General features: G+C 68.4%; 29 protein-coding genes and 1 pseudogene. 9 read left to right on the top strand and 21 right to left on the bottom strand.

Annotated features, from left to right (window positions below):
- Window positions 1-5: 5 nt before the first annotated feature.
- A complete protein-coding gene (locus tag AB0M45_RS17250; protein ID WP_364329387.1) occupies window positions 6-953 on the bottom strand; it encodes a hypothetical protein in 948 nt (315 codons plus the stop codon).
- 542 nt (window positions 954-1495) lie between these two features.
- Here AB0M45_RS17250 and AB0M45_RS17255 point away from each other — a divergent pair.
- Window positions 1496-1996 carry a flavin reductase family protein gene (locus AB0M45_RS17255; RefSeq protein WP_364329390.1) on the top strand — a complete coding sequence of 167 codons (501 nt, stop codon included), beginning with the start codon at window positions 1496-1498 and terminating at the stop codon, window positions 1994-1996.
- A 24-nt stretch (window positions 1997-2020) separates the two neighbouring features.
- Here the strand turns inward: AB0M45_RS17255 and AB0M45_RS17260 are convergent, their stop codons facing one another.
- Entirely contained in the window at window positions 2021-2881 is an 861-nt protein-coding gene (locus AB0M45_RS17260; RefSeq protein ID WP_364329393.1) for a TIGR03619 family F420-dependent LLM class oxidoreductase, read from the bottom strand.
- Window positions 2878-3252, bottom strand: a complete 375-nt coding sequence (locus tag AB0M45_RS17265) for a MerR family transcriptional regulator (protein WP_364329396.1) — start codon at window positions 3250-3252, stop codon at window positions 2878-2880. Before AB0M45_RS17265 ends, AB0M45_RS17260 begins: the two co-directional genes overlap by 4 nt.
- A 152-nt stretch (window positions 3253-3404) precedes the next feature.
- Here AB0M45_RS17265 and AB0M45_RS17270 point away from each other — a divergent pair, with 152 nt between their 5' ends.
- A complete protein-coding gene (locus tag AB0M45_RS17270) occupies window positions 3405-5666 on the top strand; it encodes a hypothetical protein (protein WP_364329399.1) in 2262 nt (753 codons plus the stop codon).
- Window positions 5667-5867: 201 nt separating this feature from the next.
- Here AB0M45_RS17270 and AB0M45_RS17275 read toward each other — a convergent pair whose 3' ends face one another.
- Entirely contained in the window at window positions 5868-6728 is an 861-nt protein-coding gene (locus AB0M45_RS17275) for an alpha/beta hydrolase (protein ID WP_364329402.1), read from the bottom strand.
- A 52-nt stretch (window positions 6729-6780) separates the two neighbouring features.
- On the opposite strand from AB0M45_RS17275, the gene AB0M45_RS17280 reads away from it, so the two are divergent.
- A complete protein-coding gene (locus tag AB0M45_RS17280) occupies window positions 6781-7377 on the top strand; it encodes a TetR/AcrR family transcriptional regulator (protein WP_364329405.1) in 597 nt (198 codons plus the stop codon).
- A 204-nt stretch (window positions 7378-7581) separates the two neighbouring features.
- Here the strand turns inward: AB0M45_RS17280 and AB0M45_RS17285 are convergent, their stop codons facing one another.
- Entirely contained in the window at window positions 7582-8178 is a 597-nt protein-coding gene (locus AB0M45_RS17285) for a TetR/AcrR family transcriptional regulator (protein ID WP_364329408.1), read from the bottom strand.
- A 65-nt stretch (window positions 8179-8243) separates the two neighbouring features.
- On the opposite strand from AB0M45_RS17285, the gene AB0M45_RS17290 reads away from it, so the two are divergent.
- Window positions 8244-9542 carry a DUF3533 domain-containing protein gene (locus AB0M45_RS17290; protein ID WP_364329411.1) on the top strand — a complete coding sequence of 433 codons (1299 nt, stop codon included), beginning with the start codon at window positions 8244-8246 and terminating at the stop codon, window positions 9540-9542.
- Window positions 9543-9757: 215 nt separating this feature from the next.
- Here the strand turns inward: AB0M45_RS17290 and AB0M45_RS17295 are convergent, their stop codons facing one another.
- Entirely contained in the window at window positions 9758-10021 is a 264-nt protein-coding gene (locus tag AB0M45_RS17295) for a hypothetical protein (RefSeq protein ID WP_364329414.1), read from the bottom strand.
- A gap of 187 nt (window positions 10022-10208) precedes the next feature.
- Window positions 10209-10823, bottom strand: coding sequence for a TetR/AcrR family transcriptional regulator (locus AB0M45_RS17300; protein ID WP_364329417.1), 615 nt, complete (start codon window positions 10821-10823; stop codon window positions 10209-10211).
- Between the two features lie 72 nt (window positions 10824-10895).
- Here AB0M45_RS17300 and AB0M45_RS17305 point away from each other — a divergent pair, with 72 nt between their 5' ends.
- On the top strand, window positions 10896-11465 hold the full coding sequence (locus tag AB0M45_RS17305) for a maleylpyruvate isomerase family mycothiol-dependent enzyme (protein WP_364329420.1): 570 nt from the start codon (window positions 10896-10898) through the stop codon (window positions 11463-11465).
- A gap of 24 nt (window positions 11466-11489) precedes the next feature.
- On the opposite strand, the gene AB0M45_RS17310 is transcribed toward AB0M45_RS17305, so the two are convergent.
- From AB0M45_RS17310 to AB0M45_RS17335, 6 genes are all read right to left on the bottom strand, one after another.
- Complete coding sequence (locus AB0M45_RS17310) at window positions 11490-11822, bottom strand: metalloregulator ArsR/SmtB family transcription factor (protein ID WP_364329423.1); 333 nt, start codon at window positions 11820-11822, stop codon at window positions 11490-11492.
- Window positions 11812-12243, bottom strand: coding sequence for an SRPBCC domain-containing protein (locus AB0M45_RS17315; RefSeq protein ID WP_364329426.1), 432 nt, complete (start codon window positions 12241-12243; stop codon window positions 11812-11814). Before AB0M45_RS17315 ends, AB0M45_RS17310 begins: the two co-directional genes overlap by 11 nt.
- Before the next feature lie 218 nt (window positions 12244-12461).
- Complete coding sequence (locus AB0M45_RS17320; protein ID WP_364329429.1) at window positions 12462-12872, bottom strand: RNHCP domain-containing protein; 411 nt, start codon at window positions 12870-12872, stop codon at window positions 12462-12464.
- A 9-nt stretch (window positions 12873-12881) separates the two neighbouring features.
- Window positions 12882-13265 (bottom strand): RNHCP domain-containing protein, encoded by a 384-nt coding sequence (locus AB0M45_RS17325; RefSeq protein ID WP_364329433.1) that lies wholly within the window; start codon window positions 13263-13265, stop codon window positions 12882-12884.
- Window positions 13266-13510: 245 nt separating this feature from the next.
- Window positions 13511-14074, bottom strand: a complete 564-nt coding sequence (locus tag AB0M45_RS17330; RefSeq protein ID WP_364329436.1) for a TetR/AcrR family transcriptional regulator — start codon at window positions 14072-14074, stop codon at window positions 13511-13513.
- Window positions 14075-14115: 41 nt separating this feature from the next.
- Complete coding sequence (locus AB0M45_RS17335; protein ID WP_364329439.1) at window positions 14116-14601, bottom strand: OmpA family protein; 486 nt, start codon at window positions 14599-14601, stop codon at window positions 14116-14118.
- Between the two features lie 322 nt (window positions 14602-14923).
- Here AB0M45_RS17335 and AB0M45_RS17340 point away from each other — a divergent pair, with 322 nt between their 5' ends.
- Window positions 14924-15499 (top strand): potassium channel family protein, encoded by a 576-nt coding sequence (locus tag AB0M45_RS17340; protein WP_364329441.1) that lies wholly within the window; start codon window positions 14924-14926, stop codon window positions 15497-15499.
- Window positions 15500-15513: 14 nt separating this feature from the next.
- Here the strand turns inward: AB0M45_RS17340 and AB0M45_RS17345 are convergent, their stop codons facing one another.
- From AB0M45_RS17345 to AB0M45_RS17370, 6 genes and pseudogenes are all read right to left on the bottom strand, one after another.
- Window positions 15514-15912, bottom strand: coding sequence for an NUDIX domain-containing protein (locus AB0M45_RS17345; RefSeq protein ID WP_364329444.1), 399 nt, complete (start codon window positions 15910-15912; stop codon window positions 15514-15516).
- A gap of 55 nt (window positions 15913-15967) precedes the next feature.
- A complete protein-coding gene (locus AB0M45_RS17350) occupies window positions 15968-16735 on the bottom strand; it encodes a glucose 1-dehydrogenase (RefSeq protein WP_364329447.1) in 768 nt (255 codons plus the stop codon).
- A 75-nt stretch (window positions 16736-16810) separates the two neighbouring features.
- Entirely contained in the window at window positions 16811-17665 is an 855-nt protein-coding gene (locus AB0M45_RS17355; RefSeq protein WP_364329450.1) for a helix-turn-helix transcriptional regulator, read from the bottom strand.
- A gap of 31 nt (window positions 17666-17696) precedes the next feature.
- Window positions 17697-17990, bottom strand: a complete 294-nt coding sequence (locus AB0M45_RS17360; protein WP_364329453.1) for a cytochrome P450 — start codon at window positions 17988-17990, stop codon at window positions 17697-17699.
- A 184-nt stretch (window positions 17991-18174) separates the two neighbouring features.
- A pseudogene (locus AB0M45_RS17365) lies at window positions 18175-18885 on the bottom strand (cytochrome P450); the annotation flags it as partial.
- A 411-nt stretch (window positions 18886-19296) separates the two neighbouring features.
- Window positions 19297-19713: a hypothetical protein gene (locus tag AB0M45_RS17370; RefSeq protein WP_195130169.1), complete on the bottom strand. Its 417-nt coding sequence runs from the start codon at window positions 19711-19713 to the stop codon at window positions 19297-19299.
- Window positions 19714-19880: 167 nt separating this feature from the next.
- On the opposite strand from AB0M45_RS17370, the gene AB0M45_RS17375 reads away from it, so the two are divergent.
- The 3 genes from AB0M45_RS17375 to ald all read left to right on the top strand — a co-directional run bounded on the left by AB0M45_RS17375 (window position 19881) and on the right by ald (window position 22119).
- Window positions 19881-20294, top strand: a complete 414-nt coding sequence (locus AB0M45_RS17375) for a TIGR03668 family PPOX class F420-dependent oxidoreductase (RefSeq protein ID WP_364329457.1) — start codon at window positions 19881-19883, stop codon at window positions 20292-20294.
- A gap of 79 nt (window positions 20295-20373) precedes the next feature.
- The gene (locus AB0M45_RS17380) at window positions 20374-20805 is read left to right on the top strand and encodes a nitroreductase family deazaflavin-dependent oxidoreductase (RefSeq protein ID WP_364329460.1); all 432 of its coding nucleotides are present in this window, start codon (window positions 20374-20376) and stop codon (window positions 20803-20805) included.
- A 207-nt stretch (window positions 20806-21012) separates the two neighbouring features.
- Complete coding sequence (gene ald, locus AB0M45_RS17385) at window positions 21013-22119, top strand: alanine dehydrogenase (protein ID WP_364329463.1); 1107 nt, start codon at window positions 21013-21015, stop codon at window positions 22117-22119.
- 23 nt (window positions 22120-22142) lie between these two features.
- Here ald and AB0M45_RS17390 read toward each other — a convergent pair whose 3' ends face one another.
- Together AB0M45_RS17390 and AB0M45_RS17395 are read right to left on the bottom strand one after the other, a co-directional pair.
- The gene (locus AB0M45_RS17390) at window positions 22143-22628 is read right to left on the bottom strand and encodes an Lrp/AsnC family transcriptional regulator (RefSeq protein ID WP_364329466.1); all 486 of its coding nucleotides are present in this window, start codon (window positions 22626-22628) and stop codon (window positions 22143-22145) included.
- Window positions 22625-24031 carry an amidase gene (locus tag AB0M45_RS17395; protein WP_364329469.1) on the bottom strand — a complete coding sequence of 469 codons (1407 nt, stop codon included), beginning with the start codon at window positions 24029-24031 and terminating at the stop codon, window positions 22625-22627. Before AB0M45_RS17395 ends, AB0M45_RS17390 begins: the two co-directional genes overlap by 4 nt.
- Window positions 24032-24155 lie beyond the last annotated feature (124 nt).

Raw genomic sequence — 24155 nt, forward strand, 5'->3', positions numbered from 1 at the left:
GCACGTCAGCGCACGGCCTCGGCTCTGCCGGACTTGCGCGCACGGGCGAGTCCGCGGCGCGCGAGAAAACCATTGGCCAGCAACAGGATCGTCTTGTTCGGCGGCGCCGTGAACCCGGCGGCGGTGTGCGGCGCGTACACCGCCGCCGAGTCGGCGACCTCGAGCCAACCGGTGTACTGCCGTGATTCCAGGCCGATCAGCTGCGGGCGATAGGCGTGTGCCAGTAGTCCGGCGCGGCGCCCACCCTGCGGCAGGCCCGCCGGAACGGTGAGATGGACGCCGCCCCCGCTGGATCCGGCTACCCGCACCGGAACAACCCTGGGGTAGCCGTCGGCCTGCCGGTAGCCGAGCAGCCGGTGCGGCAGCTTCGCCACCCGCGCCGCGGTTTTCGTGACATCAACTCGAGCGCCGGTGCCCTTCACGGGCGGACGCTGCGGGTCGGGCTCGACGGATGGCAATGCGGCGCCGAAGATGTCGGGCGTGCCCGTGGCGGCGAGATCCGGCCACACGAGGATCCGCTCGACCGTCACCGTCACCAGGACACGGTCGGCGTAGTACGCGCGCAGCCAGCGATCCCAGAACGCACCGCGCCGCGGTGGGCCCAGATAAGGCGCCGACTGGTCGCCGATGCGGTCGAGCGCGTCTCGATCCGGTGTCGGATCGAAGCTCGCCGTGCCCTGTACCAGCACGAATCGCGGGTTGTCGAGGTCGCCGATGCCATGCTCGCGCGTGTGATACGCCAGTGCCACCTTCGGGTCGCGTTTGATGCGCTCTAGCTTGCGCCCGAACCCGAGTGACGTCGTGAACCCGACCGTGCCCGCCGCCCGGTCTCGCAGCCCGATCGGCGCCACCGCCGCCACCACCGCGCCGCCCGCGGGCGTCACGTACGCCGCCGCGCAGGTCAGGTCGCCGCCGAGCACCTCGTCCACCTCGTCCGGCCAGGTGACTGCCATGAGCGGAGTTTACTGCGCGCGTCCGATCGTGCCGGGAATCGTCGTCGCCGGATCCTGCTGCTCGACGAATCCAGCCATGTGGCACCGCATCGGTTCGGAACGCCGAGCTGGATCGGCCGCGTCATGGGACGGTCGGCGCGGTCGCCACGACACTGGCCTTGGTGTCCGACACCAGATCGCGTTCAGCGGACGGCGTGCGCCATCCTGTTTCGCAGGGTACCGACACGGTCGGGGGTATGCGGGAAATGCGGTGGGCGTGGGGTTGCGCCCTTGTAAGCGCAGGTGCACACGCAATGTGGCACTCGCCACTCGGCATTTTCAGTGTGGGCGCGGAAGTCGTTGCGGTGGACTATCATCCACGGAACGTAGATCAGAAAGCGCTGACCTACGCAGCCGTCTCATGGGCACCGCACCCCTGTTGGCGTCACCGTCTCAGACGATTCGCCGCCGCAGTTGTAGGGTGAGTGGTGCCCAGCCCGGAACGTTTGCCCGAGGATCGCGCGGGCATCCGGGGAAGACGTCGCATCACGCTGGGAGGACCCATGGCTACCGAAGACCGGACCGCAGTGTTCGACGCGGTGGTCGCGGCGGCGGACTATCCCGTGCTGCTGGTCACCGTCCAGGCCGATGGGCGGCGGGCCGGATGTCTCGTGGGCTTCGCGACGCAGGTGAGCATCGAGCCGCGCCGGTTCCTGGTCGGCCTGTCCAAACGCAACCACACCTACCGGGTCGCCCAGCGCGCCGAGCGGGTCGCGGTGCATGTGCTCGGCAGTGAACAGCTGTCGCTTGCCCGGCTGTTCGGCGGTGAGACCGGCGACGACATCGACAAGTTCGTGCACTGCGACTGGACCCCTGGGCCCGGCGGCGTGCCCGTGATCAGCTCCGTGCCCAGCTGGTTCAGTGCCCGCATCCGGGACCGCTACGACTTCGGCGACCACGTGGGGATACTGCTGGAACCGGAGGACGGAGCAGCGCCGCGCCGCGGGGCCGAGACGCTGCACTATCACGCGGTGGCCGACCTGACCGCCGGACACGCGGTCTGAGGCCGTCCGCGTCCGGCTGCCGGGTCAGGCCGGTGCGTGCGCGAGTCCGAAGCGCTCGGCGAAGCCGGACAGCTCCTCGCGCGCCTGCTGCGGCTCACCCGTGCTCGCGCTCACCACGATGCGTGTGACACCCTGCTCGACCAGCGCTTCGACCCGCTCGACCGGCATATCGAGCGATCCCCAGCGGGTGTACTCGAACGCGTCGATGCCCCGGTCCGCCGCCGCGGCGCGGGCGATCTCCAGCTGGACGGCGCGTTCGCCGGGACCGAGCGCGCCGCCGGGGAAGTAGCCGTCACCACGGGCCCCGGCCCGCCGGGCGGCGGCCCGGCTCGATCCGCCGACATGAATCGGCAGCCGCTGGCTCACATAGGGTTTCGGGAAGCTGCACAGGTTCTCGAAGCGGAAGAACTCGCCCTCGAAGCTCACCCCATTCGAGTCGCCCGACCACAGCAGGCGCAGCACGTCGATGGCCTCGTCGGCCCGGCGGCCGCGGGTGCCGAAATCGACGCCCACCGCCTCCGCCTCACCGGGCAGAGTGCCCAGCCCCACCGTCAGCAGGCGCATCCGCCCCTGGGACAGCACATCGATGGTCGCCAGGCGTTTGGCCAGCACCACTGGATGGTGGTACGGCAGCAACAGCACCGACGTGCCGAGCAGGATCCGGTCCGTCGCGGCGGCCACGAAGCTCAGCGCGTCGAGTGGGTCGGCGAACGGCACCGACGGCGTGATCTCCATCGGCCCGACCGTGGCGCCCGGGTACAACGCGATGTGCTCGGGCAGGTAGATGGCTTCGAAGCCGCAGTGTTCGGCGTGCTGGGCGTAGCCGATCAGCCGGTCCGGGTCGGTGCCGAAGAACGGAGTGCTGTAGCTGACCGCGAACTTCACCGGCCCTCCTCGATCCGGTCGAACTCGCAGGCCGCCGTGAGCTGGCCGCGCAGTTGACCGCGAACGGTCTCCAAGCGGTCGATGTAGGAATCGACCTCGGCCAGTTTGCGCCGCAAGGTGGAGACCGAGTCCGGGCAGATGTCGCCCGAGGGGTTGCCCGCCCGCAGGCAGGCGACGAACGGGCGGATGTCGTCGAGATCGAAACCCGCTCCGAGCAGCGCGCGAATCTCCGCCACGATCCGCAGCTCCGCCTCGTCGTACGAGCGATACCCATTGGCCGCGCGGCGCGGCCGTACCAGGCCGTGCTCCTCGTAATAGCGCAGGGCACGCGTGCTGGTACCCGCGCGCTGCGCCAGTTCGCCGATTCGCATCCATCCTCCTTCACCGACGTCACCGCAACGCTAAACCTTCTCGTCGACGTCAAGGCAAGTCGGCGCACTTCCTCGTCCGATGGCGAAAACCCGGACATATCGCGTCAACAGGACGTGACGAGTTCACCCGTCGCCACTACACTGCGCGCTTTGTGAGGATTGGCGCGGCGCCCGGAGCGCGAAAAGAGCACTACGTCTGGGGTGCGGCCACCGTCATCGGCGTGATCGCCGGGTATGCGGCGGTGCTGCTCGCCGACGCCAGGCACTACTACACCGACGACACCGAGGCGCAGTACGCACCCATGTGGGTCAGGCTCGGAGAGCTGTTGCGCGACGGCAGGTTTCCCGCCCTCGTTCCGCACGAGTGGATGGCGGGCAACTACACCCTGGAAGAGGCGGCACTGTTCAATCCGCCGCAGCTGCTGGTCTACCTGCTCGCACCGTCGATGGACGATCTGGCCGCCTACGCGACGGCGGTGAAGCTCGTCTTCTCGATCATCGCCGCGCTCGGCGTGTTCCGCATCTGCCTCGCCTACGGCGCCCGTCCCCGCTGGGCGGCGGTGGCGGGGATCGCGTTCCCGCTGAGCGGTTGGTTCTTGTTCTTCGATCAGGCGAGCTGGTTCACCCCGCATGTCGCGACCGCGTGGATGGTGCACGCGTGGGCCTCGGCGGTGCGGTATGCCCGCGGTCGGAGTGGACCGTTGCCGGTGTTCGTCTTCCTCTATCTGACGCTCACCGTCCAATATGCCTTCCCAGCAGTGGAATCCGCGCTGATCATCGCCGCGGTCGCGGCCGGTGAGGTCGTGCATCAGCGTCGGTGGGGGCCGACGGTACGACTGTGCCTGGCGGCGGGATGTGCCGCGCTCACGGCGGCTGTGGCGAACCTGTCCGGGATTCTGTCCTCGCAGGTGACCTGGCGGGGGAGCGCCCAGATCCACAACGATCCGTTCCTGACGGTGCCGTGGTCGGAGTCGCTGAATGCCAGTCTGCCGAGCACCACGCCGGCGTTCACCGCATGGTGGGGGCATGTTCAGCCGCTGCCGATGGTCTATATCGCCTGGTTCCTCATCCCGGCGCTCGCATTCGTCGACTGGCGTGCCGCGCGTGCCGCGGCACGGGAGTTGAGCGGTGTGGCCTTCTTCGCCACAGCGGTGCTGATGTGGACGGCCGGACCGGGCGCCATCGGACCGCTGCGCTGGCCCGCCCGGGTCCTGCCGATGCTGGCCGTCGTCCTGCTCGTGCTGGTGTGCGTATTGCTCAGTCGTTACGGCGCTTTCGCCGCCTCGCGCCGCCGCGCCACGGCCGCCGCGGTGCTGGTCGGGCTGTTGTTCGTCCGGTCGGTTTCCGCCGCGCCGGACTTGGTGCTGCGCCATATGGTCGCGGTGCTGGCGGTCGTCGCCCTAGGCGCCGCCGCCGTATGGCTTGCGCGCAACCGCGGGACGGTCGCCGCGTGCGCGTTGACCATCGCCGCGATGTTCCCCATCGCCTACGAGCAGGTGCGAGGCGCGCCGATGACGCCGATGTCCTACGACTTCCCGGAACGGCGCTCGGCGATGCGTGCGGCGTTTCCCGATTTCGACGGCCTCACCCTGCAACTGGCCGACCGCGCCGCCCTGGCCCCCGAGGACAGGAACGTCGCGGGCGCGTACGGCTCGCTGGCCATCGGCAACTACGCCAAGGCCGTCGGGCTCGACTACGTCAACGCCTACACGCCCATCGGCCACGCCGCTTTCGCGGGCATGTTGTGCATGGCCTGGGACGGCAGCACCTGTCCCGACGCGTACCGCCGCGCCTTCGCGACCGAAACCGCCACGGGGGCATCCATCGTCGATCTGATGAAGGTCGACAGGGTGGTACTGCATCGCGTGCAGTACCCCGACGCGCGCGAACGTCCCGCGCCCACCGGCTGGCGGTGGGTCGACTACCCGGGACACGAACGGCACATCTGGGTGCTGGAACGCGCCGATGGGCAGGTTTCCACCCGCAACGGCCCGATCGCTCACACCGCGGGCGTCACCGCGGTGTCGAGCAGTTCCCTGGACGACATCACGGCCCGTGCCGTGGTGAGCTCGGCCAGCGGCGGGCGCGTCGTGTTCGCGCGGCTGGCCTGGCCCGGCCACCGGGTCACGCTGAACGGCCGGGAGCTGTCCGCCCACACGATCGGAGGCGTATTCCTCGCCGTCGACATGCCCGCGGGCACCGAGGACGCGGAACTGGTCGTCGACTGGCGCCCGCCCGGCAACCGGATCGGCATCGCGACAACCATTGCCGGACTCATCGGGATCAGCCTGCTGCAGTGGGCCCATTACCGGTCGCGGAGGCGCGCTGACGACGAGCCCCCTGAGCCGTTCGAGATCCAGGAGATCCCGGAGACTCCGGCGGCTCCAGCGGAACTGGCGACCGTGAAAGTCTGATCCGGATCGGCGGCTGGTCGAGCGGCGGCCATCGGACGTCGTCGCGCCGGTACATGGTGCAGGCGGTGGCTGGTGGTCGCCGCATCGGCATGAAGCGCGGGGTGGAAGCCCATGCCGGATCGACAACGCTGGTGCTCTGGCCCCGCAGCCCGTTCGGCACGGTGTGCGCATCGCCCGCGCGTCGAGCTTCCTGGCCAACGTCTACCGCGTGTTCGGCCCCGGAGTGGCGCGGTGTTCGGTGAGGAACGCCGACATCGCCTCGGCGACCGCGGTGGGCTGGTCGAGCATGGAAAGGACGTAGGCGTCGTCGATTTCGACCAGTCGCGCACGGGGGATGAGTTCGGCGAGCCGACGCCCGTGCTCGCGCGGCATCACCTTGCCCGCCGACGACCACAGGATCAACGCCTCACCCGCGAAGTTCCGCAGCGCTTCGGTATGGGCGATGAGTTCGCGCCTGCGGAAGCCCGATTTGGTATAGGCGAGCAGGTCGCGCCGGATGCGGCCGTCCCGCAGTCCGGGTTCGGTCCAGCCGCGCACCAGGTCGTCGGACAGCCGGCGGCGCGCCATCCAGCCGAACAGCAATGGTGAGCGACGCAGCCACGGGACGCGTAACTGCCGCAGCGCCACGGTGATTCCGCCGGGCAGATAGGTCGCGACAGTCGCCATCTTGCCCGGCAGGCCGGGCGGGAAGTTGTCGAAAGCCTCACACGGCAGCACGATCAGCCTGCCGACGCGCTCGTCGAGCCCGTAAGCGGTGAGGAACAGCGCACCGCCCCAGTCGCTGTGCACCAGCGTCACGTCGCGCAGATCCAGTGCGGCGAGGAAATCTGCGAGCAGCTGGTTCAGGCCGCGCAGGCTCAGGTCGACGCCCGGCTTCAGCGGTATGGGGTGCGCGCCGAGGGGAAGGTCCGGCAGCACGTACCGGAAGCCGTCGGGGAGCAGGCCGAGCACCTCGTCCCACAGCGTGTGGTTCATCAGCAAGCCGTGCAATAGGACGACGGGCGGTCCTTCGCCCCGCTCGACGTAGTGCACCCGTCCCGCGGGAAGGTCGATTGTCGGCATATTCGCCTCCATTCGAGCGATCGCTCTAGAGTATTTGCTCTAGTCTGGTGGGGTGACCGAGAAGATGTCAACCAGCACCTCCGAGCGCCTGGTCACCGCCACGGCCGAGCTGATGCGCACGCAGGGCTACGCCGGAACCAGCGTCAAACAGATCACCGTCGCCGCCCGCGCGCCGATGGGCTCGCTCTACCACCACTTTCCCGGAGGGAAACCGCAGGTTGCCGCCGCGGCCCTGCGCAGATCCGGGGCCGCCTACATCCAGTTGCTCCCGCTACTGTTCGACCCGCACGACGACCTGAGCGACGCGGTCCCCGCCGCCTTCGAAGCCGCCGCCGAACAGATCGAAGAGACCGGCTGGATCAACATGTGCCCGGTCGGGACCGTCGCGGGCGAGATCGCCGACAGCGAACCGGCCCTCCGCGACGTCGCCGCCGAGGTCATCGGCTCCTGGATCGACGAGGGCACCGCCTACTTCGTCGGCCGCGGCCTGTCGGCTCCGGACGCCCGTGACTTCATCCTCGCCGTACTCGCCACCCTCGAGGGCGCCTTCGTGCTCAGTCGTACGCTTCGCTCGACCGAACCCCTGTATGCCGCGGGCAGATCGCTGCGCGCTCGCATCGACGAAATGCCGGCGGGGGTGCGCAGCTGACGGGCGGGCGTGCGACCGGGTCGATTGTTGCCGCTGTGCTTGCCGCCTCGGTACGGTTCCGGCGCACTGGCCGCGAGCGTTGTCTTGGCGGAGTTCGATCCGCCACGTCGGCGACCCGCGTATTCGCCGGGCGCACCGGGAGTAAAGGCTCGTTATCGTGCGCAGGATGTTGCGGACCGATCCGCCCGGCGCCGTGCCGCGGCATCACGGACGTGGGCGCAGTCCCTCGATCATGTGGGTGGTGGTCTCGTCCAAGAGTTCTTCGGCGGTCTCGGCGGCGATCACGCCGGAATTGACGAAGGTGGCCAGTCCTTGCAGGATGGCGACCGCGGACAGTGCGATGCGGCGCGGTTCGCCCGCGATGACCTCACCGCGCTTTTGCGCTTCCGCGATGAGCGCGACCGGTGTCGCGAAGACCGCGTCCACCGCCTGGGACATCGCGTCGCCCGCGGCTGGGCTGTGTCTGCGGGCGAACATCAGCGCGACGAGTGCCGGGTTCTCCGTCGCGAAGCGGAGATAGGTCCTGGCCATTGCGCGGACGTGCCCGTCGAGCGAGCCCGTGGCGGTCTGCTCCAAGGCGGCGGCAAGGCGTTCGAATCCGGACACCGCGAGTGCGTCCAGCAACGCCTGCTTGTCCTTGAAATGCCGGGTCGGGGCGGCATGACTGACACCGATGTCGCGGGCCAGCCCGCGCAGCGACAGGCCGTCGGCCCCGGACTCGCGCAGCGTCGCCTCGGCCCGCTGCAGCAACTCGGCGCGCAGGTCGCCGTGATGGTAGGAGCGGGCTCGGCTGATCGGCATGGTGTTGGCAGGATAACAAAATGTAGTCATTGCCAACTTTGTTGGCACTGGCTACATTGGCTCGCATGACGGTTCGGACCTTCACCGCCCCGATCGCGGTGCTGATGGTTTTCGCGGCGCTGCTCGCGACCATGTACCTCGGCTACTCCGGCAATACCGAGAAGAACCTGCACGACTTCCCGGTGGCCCTGGTCAATCAGGACGTCGGCGATACGATCGACGGCAAGCCCGCCAATATCGGCGCGTCTGTCACCGACGCGCTGGTCGCGGGTATCTCGCCGGAGAAGATCGACCTGCGCGTGGTCGGCATCGCCGAGGCGCGTAAAGAGTTGGGGCACGGCGAGGTCTACGGTGCGATCGTCATCCCGTCCGACTTCACCAAACGGCTGGCGATCCTCGGCGCCGCCGCCGTGGTGCCCGGCGAGATCGAGCGTCCGGTGATCACGGTCCACACCAACCCGCGCGTCGGCCCCTACACCACCGGGATCATGCAGCGCATCGCCGACCGCGCGCTGCACCAGGTGGACGAGACGGTCGGCAAGAACCTGACCGATCAGGTGAACGCCGCCCTCGCCGCGGGTCCCGGCGCGCCGGTCGAGCCCAGTGGCGCCGCCCGGCTGATGCTCACCGACCCGGTGCAGATCGTCACCGCGGCTTACCATCCCATGGACGAGTCCGCCGGGCAGGGTCTCGTCGCTTTCTTCTACACCCTGATCCTGCTGCTCGCGGGCTTCACCGGCGCCATGATCATCCACACTCTCGTCGATTCGGTACTCGGCTTCACTCCCACCGAATACGGCCCGTGGTTCGTGCATCCCCCGGCCACTGGGATTTCCCGCTTCCGCACCCTGCTGGTGAAATGGGCTGTTGTCGCCACCGCGGCGCCGATTCTGTCCGGGATATTCCTCGCCGTGGCAACGGCATTGGACGTTCCGCTGGGCAGTCCGCTGCTGTTGTGGCTGTACGGAACTCTGGCCATCATCGCCGTCGGCGTGACCGCGCTGGCTGTCCTCGCCGCCTTCGGGACCGCGGGACTGATGGTCAACCTGGTCCTGTTCGTCGTTCTCGGCCTGCCGTCCTCGGCGGCCACGGTCCCGCTGGAAGCGACGCCCACCTACATCGCGCACCTCGCCGGATTCGAACCCATGCACCAGATCTACTTGGCGGTGCGCGCCATTCTGTTCTTCGACGCGCGTATCGAAGCCGGTTTCGGCCAAGGCCTGTGGATGACGGTGCTCGGCCTCGCCGTGGGTCTGCTGCTCGGCGCGGGCGCCACCTACGCCTACGACCGCCGCGGACTACACCGCGCGACGGCACCTGGTGATACCGCGGTGGTCCTGCGTACGCCTGCTGTTGCTCGGTGACCCTACGACAAAAGCTATGTGATTCCGGTTAGCGACCGCACCGCCGTCACCACAGCGCAGGTATCGGTCAAGTCGGTGAAGACCTCAGCGGAACCGGCCGCCACCAACTCACCCACCGTATCCTTGCCGGTCGCAACCCCGATCAAAGTTCCGGCCGAAGGATGAGAGCTAAACGGGCACGCCGATGCGGCGGCTCAGGTCTTGCACGTCGCGGCTCATTCCTGTTGGCGGGCGGCCTGCTGCGCGTCCCTGATCAGGCCGGGCAGCAACGCCCCCAACTGGGTTCGGTGATCGGGGCTGGTGTGGCGGATCTTCCACGCCTGATCCAGCCGGATAGCCAGATGGTCAACACCGGCCGGGCGTGCACCGGTCGCCATCCGATAGGTGGTGAGCGCGTGACGCACCTCGGCCAGCGCCGGCTGCGCGGATGCTGCGGTGCCGGGTATCGACATCCGCCAGGCGCGCGGCATCATCGCCATCCACGAGCACTGCGTCCCGGCCTGTCCTAGGAAGCGCACCGCGACCGAATATCTGCGGCAGCAGGATGTTCTCACGGAAGACGAGACTGATGGAGCTCACGGTTGATACCGCGATGGGTAGCTCAGTGAACCGCTGTTACCCGTCGGAGTATGGTGGGGTCGCGGGGCGCGAGTCGCCGCAGCCTCGTCAAAGCTCGGCTGGTGCGGGCAGTCCGGCCGCGTTGCGCATGGCGGCTCGTCCGCGCTGGGCGGCGGAAAGGTCACCGAGCAGTTGGATCTCCTGGTTCACCGCCATGGAAATGCCGATGAGGACGGTGGCGACCTCTTCCGGAGATCGATGCGGGGCGGGTGTTTCGGCTTGTGCCGCGGCGACTTCCGCGGTGAGGAAGGCGCGCCAATCGGTGACCACGGTGCATAGCCGGTCTCGCAGCGGACCCGGCCTTCCGTCGAGTTCGGTCGATGCCGCGGTGACGAAACACCCTCCGGGGAAGGGGCATTCGGCTAGGTAATCGATCCAGATATCGATCAGCCGTGCCAGGCGGGCCGTGCCAGGTGACAACTCGGCGAGTGGTGCGATGACGGCTGCGCGAAAGATTCCTCCCGCCTGTTCCAGTGCGGCGTGCTGGAGGTTCTCGCGAGACCCGAACGGGCCGACGACACCGGCCTTGCTCATTCCGAGCCGGTCGGCGAGTGAACCGATCGTGAGGCCGTCGACGCCGATCCGCGACGCGTTCTCGACGGCGACCCGGACGATCCGTTCCCTGGTGCGGGCTGCTTCGGCGTGTGAGTTGCGGGGAGACACGGACCCATCATAGCGACCGGTCGTTCGCTAAAATGATAGCGAACGACCGGACGCTAATTCTTAGGAGTGACTTTGCGGGATCTACTGCGTTTCGACGCGACGGCCCTGGCGCTGATCGGCCACGATGTCGCCACCGTCCCCGACGTCGACCTCGGTGCGCCGACACCGTGTACCGGATGGACGGTCGCGGACCTGATCGAGCACATGAATGAACGGCATGAGGCCGTCATCGCGTCGGTGTTCGCGCCGCTCGAAGAGCATGCCGACGATCCACGCGATGGCTTCGCCCGCACCGCCGCCCGGTGGGTGGTGGCGATGGAACAGGTTGGCGACGTCGTGGATCTGCCCGAAGCCGGTGCGATGGCTACTGACCTGGTGCTGTCGGTCCACTTCGTCGACATGCTGGTGCATCGCTGGGATCTGTCGCGTGCGCTCGGCCGACCCTGCGCAGTTCCGGACCGTCTCACCGCTGTAGCGCTGCCTATCGCGCGGTCGATCACCGCCCCGGGCAGTCCGCTCAATGGTCTGGGCGGGGTCTATCGTCCCTCGTTGGGGGAGGGCCGAGCGCTGTCCGCGATGGACAACATGGCGGCCCTCCTGGGCCGGGACCCACGCTGGCCCGTTGCCGACGTTCCCGGGTAGCCGCCGATCCGGGTGAATGGCGCACTACCTGTTGTCAAGGTGTCTGCGTAAGGCGTCGAACTGGCCGTCCCAGTCGCGGGCGAGCGCGGCCAGGAACTGTTGCGCCACTTGCATCGGGGCGGAATTGAGCCGGTATCGGATCCGGCGTCGTTCCCCTGGTTCGGCCGTGACCAGGCCCGCGTCCGCCAGGAGGGCGAGGTGTTTGGCGATCGCTTGCCGAGTGATCGGCAGGCGATCGGCCAGATCCGTTGCCGTGGCGGGACCACCGGCTGCCAACGCGGCGAGGATGCCGCGGCGGCTGGGGTCGGCCAAGGCGACGAAGACCTGCTCGGCGATCGCCTCGATATCAGGCTGCATCAAGGTATTCGACCAGTTCACCCAGTTCGCTCGCCCAGCCCTCGGTGTTGCCGTCGAACGCCTTGCGGTGGTCGTCGGCCGACAGCTGGGCGAAACCCGTTTCCGTCATCGTGAGCCGGGTCCCGGCGCCGGCCGGTTCCAGCGTGAACTCGACATAGGTACGGCGCGGGTCGCCCTCTGGCAATCCATAGATGTGCCAGGTGAATCCGAACACGCTCGGCTCCTCGACCCGCTCGATCCGCATATCGGCGCTGTGGCCGTTCTTCCAGGTCATCTGCGCGGCGCCACCGGGACGCAGGTCGATCGTCGCCGAATGACCGAACCACGTGCCGAGGCCCTCGGCCGTGGTCAGCGCCGCCCACACCTTGGCGGGCGGGTGCGCGAGCTCGACTGTCCGCACGATCTGATCGGGGAATCCCATAACAACCTCCAGTGTATAGCAACCAATCGGTTGCCGCTGACAATATTGCAACCAACCGGTTGCGTCAAGGGGGCGGCGCGGTCTTCACCAAACTCGGTGACGGCGTGGCCTATACGACGCTGGCCATGCGCCGCATCGAGCGGAGCCGAGCAGCCGATTTTGGTCGGTTCGCCGCCCGGGCCGAGAACGACTCGGCCCGGGCGGGTTTCACCGATCGGTCACAACGACAGCAGTACCCGCTGGCCGATCCGCGGATCCGCCAGCGGGCGCAACGCGATCCGCATCAGCGCCACCGCGTTGTCGTCGCCGGCGATGCGGTTCGCCCGGACGCAGCCGCAGGCCAGGCACTGGTGAACCAGCAGCCATTCGCCGTCGTCCCGGGCCGACATGCTCACCGCGGCCATCCGGCCGCGGCAGGCCTCGGCGCGGTCGCCCGGCACGCGCCGGTCGACGTGCTTGCTGGCCAGGCAGTGCGGACAGTGGTTGCGGTGCGCGGTACCCGGCGTGACGACCGGGACCTCCCTGCGGCATTCGACGCAGCGGAACATGTCGCCGGATTCGCCTCCGCGCCCGTGCAATACATGCTTGGGGCGCTGGGGGCGACGTGCCTCGGGTTTCCTTCGTGGCATCGCGCACCCCTACAGATCGCCGAACACTTCGAGCGGGAACGGCGGCTCGGCCAGCGGGCGCACGGCCATGCGCATCAGCATCAGCTGATTGTCGTCGCCACACACGGGGTGCAGCGCGAGCTCCTGACAGCGGGTGCACCGGTGCACCACGGCCCATTCGCCGGTGCGCAGCACGGCGATCGAGAGCGGAGCCATGCGGGCACCGCAGTCGGACGCGCCGCCCTCGACGTGGTCGTGGGTGTGCCGCGAACTCAGGCAGCTCGGGCAATGGTTGCGCCAGCTGTCGTCCGGCGCGAGCGTCGCGACGACGAGTCCGCAGCGGACGCAGGTGAAGGTATCGGTCCGCAGCGACGGGCTGGGACCGTGATGAGACGAAGAGGTGTTGCTCGACACCCGGATCACTCCTAACTGAGCAGTGTTGCGATGCAGCAGGAGAAGACCGAGCGCGCCTCGATAAGCGCTTGCGGCGTCGGCTGGGTCAGGCGTGGCCGGACAGGTCGTTCGGATCCACACGGTGAGGCGCGCTCGGCGCTCGCCGGGACATAAACCACTCCTTCGCAGGTCGGCAAACCCTCGCAGCGGCGAGGTCGCGCAACCCTATCGCCGCCCGCCGCGACGCCACCACCGAATTTCCGTGGCTACTTGGTCGGGAGGTCGAGCAGAAAGCTCCCGGCGCGTGCGACGACTTCCTCGCGGGTGCGGCCGTCGTGCTCGGCGGCGAGGAAGTGTTTGCCGATCGCCAGGCAGAAGGCGAGCATGCTGCGAGCTTCGACGTCGTCCGGATCCGAGCAGTAGCTGCCGAACAGTTGCCGCAAGTAATCCATGCGCCGGTTGTCCACACGGCGCAGCCGCTCGGCGACGCGGGGATCGCGCCGGGCCCAATCACGGACGGCGAGGTCGATCGGGCGCAGCCGGTCATCGGAGAAGGTGAGCAGACCCGCACGCCGGATCTTCGCGCGCGCGTCGCCCCCCTCGCTTTCCACCCGGGTGATGACGTCGTCGGTGGTCTCGCGTTCCCAGGTGTCGAGCATCTCGGCCAGCAGCGCGTTCCGGTCGGCGAAGTGCCCGTAGAAACCGCCTTTGGTCACCCCGAGCGCCGCCGCCAGGCTCTCGATCCGCACGGCCTCCAGCCCACCCGCCGCGAGCGCAGCGAGGCCCTGCTCGATCCAGCTGCTGCGTGGGGTGCGTGTGGCGGCGACCATGCCCCCAAGTATGGCCGACGGTGTCGATGGCGGTTTCGCGCCTAGCCGACCACCTTGATCCCCGCCTCGTCGACTTCGACGTCCTCGCCGGTCGGGTTGGCCTCGGCTTTCACGCTGATACGCGCCTTCTCGATGCCCTCGGACTCGAGTTCGGCCGCGACGTTGTCGCCCCGCGCCTCGGCTAAGGCTTTGGCGGTCGCGGGGTTCGCGTCCTGGGCGTAGGTCGTGATCTCTACCTTGGCGTCGGTGCCCTTCAAGGGGACCGCGACCGCTTTGATGGTGGCGACGTCCCCCGCACTGAGGTCCGAGCTACCACTGTCGAAGGTGATCGGAGCGGCGGCCAGCGCCGCGTTGACCGCGTCTTGGAGCGCATTCCGCGCGGTCGTGGCGATACTGCTGCGCATGGGGTGCGTCTGTTCGGTGGTCGTCGGCGTCGTCTCCGCGCCGTTGTCGTCCCCGCATGCCGCGGTCATGAGCAGTACGACCGCCACGGCGGCAATTCCGGTGACGCTTTTCCTGGATGTCATCGGCCTACTCCTGGTCGGGTGGAGAATTCCGGTTTGCGTCATTCGATGTCTGGAATTGATCAGCATTTGTGCGGTATCGAATCCTGTTGACGGATCCGAGTACGTCGATCGATCACGCCGGTGCTCAGATCCTCGCATAGTTAGCTCATCCGGACGGTCGTTTCGAAGTCGCTCGATATCTCGAACACCGTCGCGCCGAGAATTCGGCACCGGAATTGATCTACTTCGGCGAGGAGGGCCGGTAGCGTCGATCCGGCAGTAGGCATGCTCCTTGCGATCCAGCAGGCGACCGGCCGGACGCCGATGCGGGAGGGGACCCTCGATGTCGACAGCGAACGGTTCGCGCAGTGGGCCGACCGGAGACCGACGGCGGGTGCGCCGCCGGGCGCTGCTGCCCCCGATCGTCACCATCACCGCCTTGCTGCTGGCGTATTTCGCGCTGCCCTTCACCCGGATCAGCGGCATGCATACGCTGCTACTTCTGCTGCTCGGGCTGGTGGCGGTGTGCGCGGTGGGGACTTGGCAGATCCGTCAGGTGCTGCGTGCGTTCGACCCGGTCGCGCAGGCATTGCAAGCGCTGGCGGCGACGTTCGGCCTCTATCTCGTCGGCTACGCGACTGTCTACGCGGTGCTGTCCGATGCCGCTCCCGGCGACTTCAGCGAACCGCTGACGCGGCTCGACGCGCTCTATTTCTCCGCAACGGTTTTCACCACAGTCGGATTCGGCGACATCGTGGCGACGTCCCAGACCTCCCGAGCCGTCGTGCTCAGCCAAATGCTCGCCAACCTGGTCTTGATCGGCTTGGTGTTCCGGCTCCTGGTTCTCTCGGTTCGGCTGCGTCGAGAGCAGCTGCACCGATCCCACCCATTCGCGACCGGCAACAGCGAGGAGAGGTGAGTGCTGCTTGGGGGTTACCAGTCGACCGCGCCGAGTTCGTGCAGTCTGCGGAAGACCATCATCGAGCCGGGGGCGACCTGGTCCATGGCGGCGTACTCGCGCACGGTGAAGTAGCGCAGCTCGGCGATTTCGCTGGTCGGTCGCGGTTCGCCGTCGAGTTCGGCGGTGAAACACGTCATGTGCAGCCGGGTGCCGGGGGAGTGCCCGTACGCCTCGGCCCGGAATACCCCGAGCTCGGCGTAGGAGACGACGCCCACGCCGAGTTCCTCGCGCACCTCACGATGCAATGCCGCCTCGGGCGTCTCCCCGGGGTCGATTTTGCCGCCGGCCATGTAGAAGACGTCCTTGCCGACCGAGCGCGCCTGCAACAGGCGGCGATCCCGGATGTGGGCCAGCGCCGCGGTGCGAATCACCGGCCCACTGTACTGAGCGGCCCGAACAGGGCGTCAACCGGATTTCGCGCGGTGGCTAGAGCATCTGGTGGGCGACGGCCGCGACCAGTCCGCCGTCGATGATCAAGTCCTGCCCGTTGACGTAGGACGCCTCGTCGGACGCGAGGAAGGCGACCGCGTCGGCGACATCCTCAGCGGTGCCGAGCCGACCGCTGGCCACCTCGGCGATAACCGCCGTGTGCGCTTCCGGACTCACGTTGTCGTGGAACATCGGCGTCTCGATATACCCGGGGCTCACGGAATTGACGCGAATTCCCTTGGGTGCCAGTTCGGCGGCGAGGGTGTGTGCCAGGTTGTGCACGGCAGCTTTGGTCGCCGCGTACAGGGAGGCGCCGGGCAGACCGCGGTGCAGCGTCCACGACGCGTTGATGACGATCGCCGCGTGCTCGGACAGCAGCGGCAGGGTCTTCTGGATCGTGAAGAACACGCCTTTGAAGTTGATGTCGACGACGCGGTCGAATTCGTCCTCGGTGATCTCGCCGTGCGGCTGGAACGAGGCGACGCCCGCGTTGGCGAACACCACGTCCAGCCGTCCGTACCGCTCGCGGATGGCGGCGGCGAGCGCCTCGAGATCGGCGAGTCGCCCCGCGTCGCCTGGTATCGCCACCACGCGGTCTTCGCCGAGCTGCTCGACCGCGGCGTCCAGCCGGGTCTTGTCCCGGCCGGTGATGATCACCTGTGCGCCCTCGGCGAGCAACCGTCGTGCGGTGGCCAGGCCCATGCCGCTCGAGCCGCCGGTGATGAGTGCGATCTTGCCGTCGAATCGGGAAATGCTGTGCGTCATGGGAATCAGCGTGCCGAAGGGCGCAGTGGGCGAACAGTGTGCAGTTGACCTAGGTGTGGCACCACCAGGCTACGGTCACGCCAGGGCGGCGAGCCGGATGCGCATCAGCCCGTCCACTCGGTCCGCGGTCTCGGTGCCGGGCTGCGGGTTGTACAGCACCAGGAACCAGTCCGGATTGTCCGCCACCGCAAGAGTCGTCGTATCGAAGAACAGGTCACCGGCCTCGGGATGACGCACCGCCTTCACGGCCTGGACCGGGGCATTCACCTCGTGGCGGGCCCACATCTCGGCGAACTCGGGGCTGGTGGCGGCGAGTTCGCCGATCACCTTGCCGAATCGCGGATCACCGGGGGAGTGCGCCGCGTCGGCGCGGAACGCCGCGACCACCGCGGGCGCGATCGCGTTCCACTGCGTGTGCATGCCGCGGTACCGGGCATTCGTGAAGAACGAGACCAGGCAGTTGTAGTCGGCGTCGCCGAACCCGAAAACGGCGCGGGCTGTGTCGTTGATCGCGAGCAGATTCCAATACCGGTCACGCAGCACCGCGGGCCGCGATCCCCACGCGTCGAGCAGCTGGCGTAGCTGCGGGGTGACTTCGGCGTCGCGCGCCGTGCCGGGCGGCGGCGGGTTGAGCCCGGCGAGCAGGTACAGATGGGCCCGCTCCGGCTCGGTCAACCGCAGCGCCGCCGCGATCGCGTCGAGCACGTCGGTCGATACGGTGATGTCGCGTCCCTGCTCGAGCCAGGTGTACCAGGAGGCGCCGACCCCGGCGAGCACCGCGACTTCCTCACGGCGCAAACCGGGTGTCCGCCGCCGCCCCACCGCGGGCAAGCCGATGTCCTCCGGTGTGAGCCGGGCCCGACGGGTGCGGAGGAAGTCGCGGAGCTCGGCGCGCCGGTGCAGCGCTGCCGCAGAGGATTCGCTGGCCATACGCCACGGTAACAACCGGGGCGTGCTTCGATCAGTTCCGGAGATACACGGGGAACGCTTCGAGGTCGTTCTGTGTGAGCACCGGGAGATTCCGGAGTTCCTCGACCGGCACCGCCGAGCGAAGGCCGGGGAAGCGAGCGAACAGGGCGGGCAAGGCGATTCCCGCTTCCAGGCGGGCAAGGGCCGCCCCGGGGCAGATGTGCGGACCGTAGCCGAAAGCCATGTGCCGGTTGGCCGTTGGGCGGGTGATGTCGAAGTCGTCGGCATCCGTGCCGTGCACGGCGGTGTCGCGCCCGATCGCGCGGTAGGAGATCACCCCCCTCACCTCGCTCGATCACGGCGTCGCCATCGGTGATGTCCTCGGTGGCGAAACGCATCAGCAGATGCGTCACCGGACTGTCCCAGCGCAGCGTTTCCTCCACCGCGGCGTTCCAGGCGAACTCGCCGGTGCGGATGGCGCGCAACTGGTCGGGGCGGCCGAGCAGGGCGCGCACGGCATTGCGGATGAGGCCGATCGTGGTTTCGTGCCCGGCGGCGACGAGCGCCTTCAGGTTGCCTACCACTTCTTCCTCCGTCAGTGGTTCGGCGTCGACGCTGCCGAGGATGAAGGCGCTGGTCAGGTCGTCGGTTGGGGCGGCGGTCTTGGTGCGAACCAGGTCGGTGAAATACGCGTCCAACTCGTCGATCACGCGCAGCCGCTCGTCCTGCGGTGTCAGCAGCGAGAAAAACGCCTTGTACTGGGCGAGCAGCATCGGATGGTCGCCGCAGTCCACACCCATCAGCTCGCTGATCACCCGCATCGGCAGCGGGTAGGCGAACACTGTTTTCAGATCGACCACCGCCCCGTCCCGCCCGGTCTGCTCGAGATCGTCCAGCAGCTCGGCGGTCATCTGTTCGATGGCCGGGCGCAGCGCGTCCAGACGTCGTCTGGTGATCGCCTGGGTGGTCTTGATCCGGAGCCTGCGGTGCTCGGCGCCGTCCACGGTGAACATCGAACGACCTGCGTCGATCATGCCGATCAGCGGCCACTGCCTGGTCGCCACGCCGGACCGCCACAGCGACCAGGCGTTGATGTCCTTCACGAGCCTCGTGTCCACGAGCAACTGCCTGGCCGAAGCGTGCTGGGTCACCGTCCAGGCGGGCACGCCGAGTAGGTCGATCCGGGTGAGCGGACCAGCGGCGCGCAGCCGGTTGGTCTCTCCGGCGAGGTCGCCGACCATGGGATCGATGACGAGCGGTACTGCGTGGGCATTCTCGGCTCACGGGCTACCTCCGGCGGCACGAACGGGCCGCCGAAATACCTGGAGCGGCAAGCACTTCCGAACCTTTCGGCCCCGAGCATGCCGGAAGATTTCGCAGATTATCGGTTAGTGGTAGCCCATTACTGCGGCTTCCGTCCCGCCGCGGCTTTCGCTTGCGGCGGAATCCCTGGTGCGGCGGAGCCGCGCTCATATGTGTCGGCCACGGCGACGTACTTCGTGGTCTGGACGCCACGGCGTGGCGGGCTCACCAGGTGCCGGAAGGCGGAGCAGTGTCGCCGCGTGGTCGGCGGTGAAATCGGCCCACCGGGCTGCCCGAGCCGTCCAGCTGGTGGCATCCGGGGGCCGATCCGAGCCGCTGTTTCTGGTCGATCAGAGTTGTGCGGTTTGCTCGGTCGGGGGCAGGCCGTCGGCTTCGCGGAGGACGTCCGCGACCGACTCCAAGTAGAGCAGGGTGCGCAGCGAGACGCCGTCCACGGCCTGTCCGAGGCGGCGCAGGGCCGAATTGTCGAGATGGGCGAGAACTTCCGCGTCCTCGGCCTGACCGGGCCCCGGGTCGAAGCCGAAGTAGTTGGGGTCGAGGCCGAACACATGGGCAAGGCCCGCGCGGGCCTGCTCGGGAAGCGTGGTGGCTTGCCCGCGCCGCACCTGCCCCAAGTAGCCGGGCGCCAGGTCATACCCGGCGGCGGTCAGCCATGATGCGACCGTCTCGTCGGCCAGCGGGCGCCCGTTCGCGCGTTCCCACATCTCGAACGCTAGGTTCAGCCTCGTCGTGATATCGATGTCCACTACCGCCTTCCTTCTGGCGACAACGCCTGTTGACGGGTCAAACATTGACTCGACCGTAGCGTGGGAGTGGACGATCGCTGGGATTTCATGGCAAATGTCCGGATGTATAGGGGGCGGAACGGACCCGATCCCCGATTAGCGGGTTCGCCGACATCGAGGAGGCGTGTATGCGGCTGAGTTCCGAGGACGCGCGCGAGCGATTCGCGGCAAGTCCGGTCGCGCGGTTGGCGACCGTTTCGACGGCGGCACGCCCGCATCTGGTCCCGATCGTGTTCGTCGTCGTCGGCGACCGGATCTATACCAGCGTCGACGCGAAGCCGAAGACCACCACGGCGCTGCGCCGGCTGGACAATATCGCGGCGAACTCCGCCGTGACCGCGCTCGCCGACCACTACAGCGACGACTGGACTCGGCTGTGGTGGGCGCGCGCCGACGGGGACGCCCGCATCGCGGACGCCGCCGAGGCCGAAATGGCGAAGCGCCGATTGGCCGCCCGTTACCCCGACTACCGGGTCCAGCCGCCGCCGGGACCGGTGATCGCGATCGAGGTGACGCGGTGGTCGGGATGGTCTGCGCGGTGATCGCCTGCGGTACAGTCCGAATCGCCGCTGACGCCGGCCGTGGCGCCGAGCTATCCGAAGAGAAGACTGTGAGGATCACATGCCCTCGAATTTCGCGCTGAAGGCCATGAATACGGCGCATCGCGCCTTGCTGAAGATCAGCTTGGGGAAGGTCGGCAACGAGTTCTCGGGGATGCCGTCGCTCGAGCTCACGACCACCGGCCGCAAATCCGGGCGCCCGCACGCGGTCATGCTCACCGCGCCGGTGGTCGACGGCGACACCTACGTCGTCGTGGCCTCGCGCGGGGGCGACCCCGTGCATCCGGCGTGGTTTCTGAACCTGCGCGACAACCCGGACGTCGTCGTGTCCGTGCGGAGCGGTCCGAAGGTGCCGATGACCGCCCGGGTGGCGACGGGGGAGGAGCGCGCGACGCTGTGGCCGAAGGTCGTCGACGCGTATCCGACGTACGGCGACTACCAGAAGAAGACCACACGGGAGCTTCCGCTCGTCTTGTTGACGCCGAAGAACTGAGACGTCCCGGTTCCGGTCCGAAGATATTGCGGACGGTGGCCGGTGAAGGGCCGTGTGCTCGTGGATTCGGATTCAGTTCGCGCCTATTTGAGAATTATATTCAGGAATATAGATCCGAACTTGCAGAATATTCATACTCCTGAGGAGCGGTGACCACACTCCGGTGCGTGTCGCCGATACCCGTCCCATCGACGATCAGGAGTGCAGGTGCGAATCGGAATCCCCCGCGAGATCAAGAACCACGAGTACCGCGTCGCGTGCACGCCGGCGGGCGTGCACGAACTCGTGTCGCGCGGTCACGACGTGTACCTCGAGGCGGGCGCCGGACGGGGTTCGGCCTTCCCGGACGAGGCCTACACGGTCGCGGGCGCGCGCGTGCTCGACAGCGCCGACGAGATATGGGAAACCGCCGATCTGGTGCTCAAGGTGAAGGAACCGGTGGCCGAGGAATACCGGCGCCTGCGCGCGGACCAAGTGCTGTTCACCTACCTGCACTTGGCCGCGTCGAAGGAGTGCACCGACGCGCTGCTCGCTTCCGGTATCACCGCGATCGCCTACGAAACAGTGACCGGCCGCGACGGCTCGCTGCCGCTGCTCGCACCGATGAGCGAGGTCGCGGGACGGCTGGCGGCGCAGGCGGGCGCCTACCACCTGATGCGCAGCGCCGGTGGACGCGGTGTGCTGATGGGTGGCGTGCCGGGCGTGCGGCCCGCCAACGTCACCGTGCTGGGGGCGGGCGTCGCGGGCGGCAACGCGATCGCCGTGGCGCACGGCATGCGCGCCGAAGTCACCGTGCTGGATCTGAACATCGCCCGCCTGCGCGAGATCGACGCGCAGTATCGCGGCCGGGTGCGCACCATCATGTCCAACAAGCTCGAGGTGGAGACCGCGGTGCGCGAGGCGGACCTGGTGATCGGAGCCGTGCTGGTGCCGGGCGCCAAGGCACCGACCCTGGTGTCCAACGACTTGGTCGCCCAGATGAAACCGGGCTCCGTGCTGGTCGATATCGCGATCGACCAGGGCGGTTGCTTCGCGGACTCGCGGCCGACCACGCACGCCGAGCCGACCTACCAGGTGCACGATTCGGTGTTCTACTGCGTGGCCAACATGCCCGGAGCGGTGCCCAACACCTCCACTGTCGCGCTGACCAATGCCACACTGCCGCACGTCGTTTCGCTCGCGGACCGGGGATGGCGCGGCGCCTTGGCCGCCGATCCCGGACTGGCCGCAGGGCTGAGCACCGACCGCGGCGTGCTGCTGTCTGCAACGGTGGCGCAGGCGCACGGCTACGCGGCGAAACGTTCTGCCGCGTAACGGGCGTGGCCGGAGGAAATCCGTCAGTCGGTCCTCGACCTGGGGCGCATGTGCTCGAAGATGAGGATGGTCTCGGTCGAGGCGACCGCGGGATGGGCGCTGAGGTGATTCAGCACGAACGTGCGCAGCTCGTCGGTGTTCGCGGTGGCGACGTGGACGAGATAGTCGTCGGCGCCCGCGATGAAATACACGTTGAGCACTTCGTCGAGTGCCGACATGCGCTCGCCGAACTCGGCCAGTTGCCTGCGCGCGCCGGCGTGCAGGCGGACCGCGATCATGGCTTGCAGGCTGCGGCCGAGCGCGGCCGGGTCGATGTCGGCGTGGAAGCCGCGAATGACGCCGCGCTGCACCAGCGCCCGCACCCGTCCCAGGCAGGTGGACGGCGCGATCCCCGCGGCGGCGGCGAGGGCGTTATTGGTCATCCGTCCGTCCCGTGCGAGGTGGTCGAGCAGGATCCGGTCGATGTCGTCGAGCGCGACACCCGAGGGTGGGTGGCCGGCGGCGCTCATGCCGCCGATCCCCCCGGACGAGGCTGCGGTCGTGCCTGTTCCAGTTGCGCCGCCACCGGCAGAATCGTCGTCTCACCGTTCGCGGAAGCGACCAGCTGAACCGACAGCGGCAGCCCGTCCTCCCCGACGCCCGCGGGCACGGCGGCCGCCGGATGCCCGGTCACGTTCCACAGCGCGGTGTAGGCGACCATCGGCACGGAGGCGAGCTGGGCGCGCACCGTGTTCGCGCCGTCGAGCACGCCGAGCAGCGGCGGGCGGATCGCGATGGTGGGCGTGAGCAGCAGATCGCATTCGGTGAAGATCCGCTCGACCTTGCGCGCCAACACCTCTCCGCGCCGGATCGCCCATTCGACCACGGGTCCGCGCGCCCACGCGCCGAGCGCGACCGTCTGCCTGGTGCGGCGTTCGAGCAGTTCGGGATGATCCATCTGGGGTAGCTCGGCGCGCACGCCGCCATAGAACTGCGGGAAGAAGGCGTGCGTCGAATCCGGGTAGGCCGGATTGATTTCCATGACCGTGTGGCCCAGCTCCGCAAGGAGTTTCGCGGTGTCCAGGACCGCCTGAACATGCAGCGGATCAGGTTTCACCAGCGGCGTGGGGGATTTCATGCTGTAGCCGATGCGCAGCGGCCGCGCGGGTGTGCGGGCCGCCGCCTCGAACGACGTCTCCGGGTCGGGCGCCCGGAACCGGTCGGTGGGGGTGCTGCCCCGGATGACGTCGTAGATGACGGCGGAGTCCAGCACACTCCGGGTGAGCGGTCCGGCGGCACCCAGCGCCCACCACAGGTGTTCGTTCGGGGCGATCGGCACCCGCCCGCGCTGCGGTTTGAGTCCGAACAACCCGCAGCACGCCGACGGGATCCGGATCGATCCGCCGCCGTCGCCGCCGAGCGCGGCGGGCACCAGCCCGGCCGCCACCGCCGCCGCGGACCCGCCGCTCGACCCGCCGGTGGAGCGGGCGGGATCCCATGGGTTGTGCGTCATCCCGAACGTGCTGGACTCGGTGAACGGCCACTGACCGAACTCCGGCATCGCGGTCTTGCCGACGATGATCGCCCCTGCCGCGCGCAGTCTGCGCACCATCTCGGCATCCGCCGCGGCAGGTGTCGAGTTCGCCCGGGTGCCGAACGTGGTGACCACACCGGCGACGTGAAACTCGTCCTTCACCGCGATCGGGACGCCGTGCAGCGGTCCGACCGCCTCGCCCGCGGCGCGCTCCCGGTCCCGCTCGGCGGCCTCTGCCCTGGCTTCCGCATACCGCACGTGGGTGAAGGCGCCGAGATCCGCGGCCGCGTCGATGCCGTCGAGTGTCGCCTCGACGAGTTGTCGCGCCGAAACCAGACCCTGCGCCACCAGTTCGCGCTGTTCGAGTACGCCTGACGAGACGACGTCCTGGAGTTCCATCCGCTCCCGCTCCTCTCGGCCCTGTGCGAGCCGCCACGTATGGCCCCCGGCATCGATGCCCGACACCCCGACCGTATGTAGTCGAGCGACCGATCTGCAAGGAATACTCCCGGCGAGCCGGTTC

Origin of the sequence: Nocardia sp. NPDC051787 (assembly GCF_040681325.1) — a bacterium.
Classification (GTDB): Bacteria; Actinomycetota; Actinomycetes; order Mycobacteriales; family Mycobacteriaceae; genus Nocardia.

Excerpts from the sequence above, each read along its gene's own strand:
- AB0M45_RS17340 (WP_364329441.1), top strand. The coding sequence starts at position 14,924 with ATGTCGACAGCGAACGGTTCGCGCAGTGGGCCGACCGGAGACCGACGG.
- AB0M45_RS17295 (WP_364329414.1), bottom strand. The coding sequence starts at position 10,021 with ATGGCGATGATGCCGCGCGCCTGGCGGATGTCGATACCCGGCACCGCA.
- AB0M45_RS17395 (WP_364329469.1), bottom strand. The coding sequence starts at position 24,031 with ATGGAACTCCAGGACGTCGTCTCGTCAGGCGTACTCGAACAGCGCGAA.
- AB0M45_RS17335 (WP_364329439.1), bottom strand. The coding sequence starts at position 14,601 with ATGACATCCAGGAAAAGCGTCACCGGAATTGCCGCCGTGGCGGTCGTA.
- AB0M45_RS17265 (WP_364329396.1), bottom strand. The coding sequence starts at position 3,252 with ATGCGAATCGGCGAACTGGCGCAGCGCGCGGGTACCAGCACGCGTGCC.
- AB0M45_RS17375 (WP_364329457.1), top strand. The coding sequence starts at position 19,881 with ATGCGGCTGAGTTCCGAGGACGCGCGCGAGCGATTCGCGGCAAGTCCG.
- AB0M45_RS17380 (WP_364329460.1), top strand. The coding sequence starts at position 20,374 with ATGCCCTCGAATTTCGCGCTGAAGGCCATGAATACGGCGCATCGCGCC.
- AB0M45_RS17320 (WP_364329429.1), bottom strand. The coding sequence starts at position 12,872 with ATGCCACGAAGGAAACCCGAGGCACGTCGCCCCCAGCGCCCCAAGCAT.
- AB0M45_RS17390 (WP_364329466.1), bottom strand. The coding sequence starts at position 22,628 with ATGAGCGCCGCCGGCCACCCACCCTCGGGTGTCGCGCTCGACGACATC.
- AB0M45_RS17310 (WP_364329423.1), bottom strand. The coding sequence starts at position 11,822 with ATGCAGCCTGATATCGAGGCGATCGCCGAGCAGGTCTTCGTCGCCTTG.
- AB0M45_RS17285 (WP_364329408.1), bottom strand. The coding sequence starts at position 8,178 with ATGCCGATCAGCCGAGCCCGCTCCTACCATCACGGCGACCTGCGCGCC.
- AB0M45_RS17290 (WP_364329411.1), top strand. The coding sequence starts at position 8,244 with ATGACGGTTCGGACCTTCACCGCCCCGATCGCGGTGCTGATGGTTTTC.
- AB0M45_RS17255 (WP_364329390.1), top strand. The coding sequence starts at position 1,496 with ATGGCTACCGAAGACCGGACCGCAGTGTTCGACGCGGTGGTCGCGGCG.
- AB0M45_RS17330 (WP_364329436.1), bottom strand. The coding sequence starts at position 14,074 with ATGGTCGCCGCCACACGCACCCCACGCAGCAGCTGGATCGAGCAGGGC.
- AB0M45_RS17250 (WP_364329387.1), bottom strand. The coding sequence starts at position 953 with ATGGCAGTCACCTGGCCGGACGAGGTGGACGAGGTGCTCGGCGGCGAC.
- AB0M45_RS17355 (WP_364329450.1), bottom strand. The coding sequence starts at position 17,665 with ATGGCCAGCGAATCCTCTGCGGCAGCGCTGCACCGGCGCGCCGAGCTC.
- AB0M45_RS17275 (WP_364329402.1), bottom strand. The coding sequence starts at position 6,728 with ATGCCGACAATCGACCTTCCCGCGGGACGGGTGCACTACGTCGAGCGG.
- AB0M45_RS17315 (WP_364329426.1), bottom strand. The coding sequence starts at position 12,243 with ATGGGATTCCCCGATCAGATCGTGCGGACAGTCGAGCTCGCGCACCCG.
- AB0M45_RS17350 (WP_364329447.1), bottom strand. The coding sequence starts at position 16,735 with ATGACGCACAGCATTTCCCGATTCGACGGCAAGATCGCACTCATCACC.